The 281-nt window shown below is 73.3% G+C and carries 1 protein-coding gene; it reads right to left on the reverse strand.

Features of this window, described 5'->3' with window-relative positions:
* Position 1: 1 nt before the first annotated feature.
* The coding region (locus GTW43_RS05845; RefSeq protein WP_343245916.1) for an ATP-binding protein at positions 2-281 on the reverse strand (280 nt) is incomplete at its 5' end.

The raw sequence follows: 281 nt of genomic DNA on the forward strand, positions 1-281 counted from the left end.
GTCAGGAGCGGCGCCAGGGGAGCTCCGCGGTGACGCGGGTCGGGCCGTTCGCCGGGGAGTCGACCAGGAGGATGCCGTCCACCGACTCGATGCGGTCCTTCAGCCCCGCGAGCCCGCTCCCGCCGGAGGCCCCCGCCCCGCCGATCCCGTTGTCGTGCACCTGGAGCATCAGCCGGCCGCCGGCGCGCCACACGTCGACCGTCGCCCGCGTCGCCCGGCTGTGCTTGCTGATGTTCTGGAGGAGTTCGGAGACGGTGAAGTAGGCGATGCCCTCGATCGCC

It is taken from the genome of Streptomyces sp. SID5785, assembly GCF_009870065.1.
In the GTDB taxonomy this organism is placed as follows: domain Bacteria; phylum Actinomycetota; class Actinomycetes; order Streptomycetales; family Streptomycetaceae; genus Streptomyces.